The sequence below is a fragment of the Enterobacter sp. ZOR0014 genome (genome assembly GCF_000798855.1).
GTDB classification, from domain to species: domain Bacteria; phylum Pseudomonadota; class Gammaproteobacteria; order Enterobacterales; family Enterobacteriaceae; genus Enterobacter; species Enterobacter kobei.
Genome location: NZ_JTLF01000067.1, coordinates 1 through 1,868 on the forward strand (window position 1 = coordinate 1; position 1,868 = coordinate 1,868).

Below are 1,868 nucleotides of genomic sequence, written 5' to 3' on the forward strand. Positions count from 1 at the left end.
GATCCTCGCGCAAGCGCTCTTCCAGAAAGGCAAGACTCTCAGATTTTGCAAGAATGACGCCACCGTTTCTTGGGATCCGTCTACCGGACGCCAGGAAAATCCCCTCTGAATACCCCTTTTTTAGCCACTCAACATGAGCATGTATCACTGCGTCAATCTCTTCGAGTGGTTTGATATAGGTTAAAATGACAATGTAAACCGTGCTCATCCTTTGCCTCTTAGCTCTGTTTTAAACCGCTTGTTGGAACTGCTTATGCAGCCCTCTTTTGCCACCGGTTATTGTTATCATTTTCTGGCGCTTTTGATGTTAATACGCAGGGCCCGATAGAGACAACGCGTTACGCTTCATATCCCAGGAATAAAACCAATCATGCCAGCCGTTTTGCTTTTCCGCATAGCTACAGACTACAACCACTTATTTTGACCGGTTGAATGTTAAGTAATAGAAAGCCGCACCTTCAGGAGGTGCAGACCAAAATAGTTTTTCGCCCTGCGCATTGAAGATGGTCAAAACGGTTGGTAGTGGCTTTGAGTCGCTTAACGCAAAGACTAACTGACGTGTTGGGTCGACCATTGCGAGATCTAAGCAAGGTATACTTATTCGTAAGCTTCTTGTACAGCATATCCACTCGAGCACCTCTTTTTCTTTAATAAAATTGAAGTCAGCGATCATCTTAGCTCTTAATAAATATTTTCATTTAGTTTATAAGAAAATTTCAGATCATCTCGATATGTTATAGTTTGAAGCCCGAAATATTATATAAAACGTCACTTACCAAAGCGTTCTGGAGATGCCGAAGAGATTTGACAACTTTATTTTTGAAAACGACATCGCAATTTAATTTAGGGGTAAGCATTTTATCCGAATAATAACAAATGTTCATCTTTTCCGTACTAGATGATTTTGCTCAGCCTGTAATTATATCTTTTCAGAAGCAAGGATTTTATATCTCTAATTACGGTCCATAAAAATGCATCAATGTGTTAAGATCATCTAAATTTTGTTTAGTTGGTTTATTTTTCTCCATTTTATCATATTCATAAATTATTCCTTTCATAGGAATACCAGATTCATGATTAACCGCTATATCCAATAATAAATCAATATCAGACTGTTTTTTTAAAGTGCTCTTTAAAACTTTTTGGAGAAGTTTTTCAGCATCTTTTCTTTCTAAGAAATACATAATATATACCCCGTAACATTTCAATTAAGTAAATGAGTATCTTTACCATCTTTATATACTAGCAAAATGCAATCTTACAATGATCTGAATATTTTAAAGTTTCATACCAAATTAAGAATAGCAGGATGAGTGAGCAGATCAATTTTTAGAATCAGTTATAAACCATGCTGGCAGCAATGGCCATGAGCAGACAGTTTTAGTACTAATCTAAATCAAGAACAACAAGGACAACAAAGCCTCAAAAGGACAGTGTCTATCATCATGGTTTAGTGTAGGAAGCTGTCAAAAAATGGGATAAGACTGCTTCGAAGGTTAATTTCGTCAGCACACAGGTGGATTGATTGAAGCTGGCTTCGGTTTTAGTACATTTAGCCGGTAAATAGTAATTCTTTTGAGTTCTTTTATTAAAATTTGTCTGTCTTTGTTGTCGGCGTGAGAATTTTAAAAACAGACAAATGCTTATATATAGTCTCGAAAAAAATATCCCTTCTTTTTGTTAAAGATCACGGCGTAATTTTTTTGATATCAAGCGCGTAATTAACAACATCATCCAATAGCTTTTCTTCCCTGAGGGAAAAGTTTGCGTATTGAGACATTGCTCTGCATGTTGACAGACTTTCAACGACTTCAAATGGAATTTTATCTCCAAAATTTATTATCTGATCATAACGAGTTTGAAAAAAA

2 protein-coding genes and 1 pseudogene are annotated in these 1,868 nt (G+C 36.2%); all 3 read right to left on the reverse strand.

The genetic code is table 11. The annotated features are described in order from the left end of the window. Window positions 1-208 (reverse strand): YciI family protein (locus tag L977_RS02755; protein WP_047624647.1); only part of this gene is annotated, 208 nt, incomplete at its 3' end. Window positions 209-956: 748 nt separating this feature from the next. Further along, complete coding sequence (locus tag L977_RS02760) at window positions 957-1,184, reverse strand: hypothetical protein (RefSeq protein ID WP_032636254.1); 228 nt, start codon at window positions 1,182-1,184, stop codon at window positions 957-959. Between the two features lie 503 nt (window positions 1,185-1,687). After that, window positions 1,688-1,868, reverse strand: a pseudogene (locus L977_RS24890) (hypothetical protein); the annotation flags it as partial.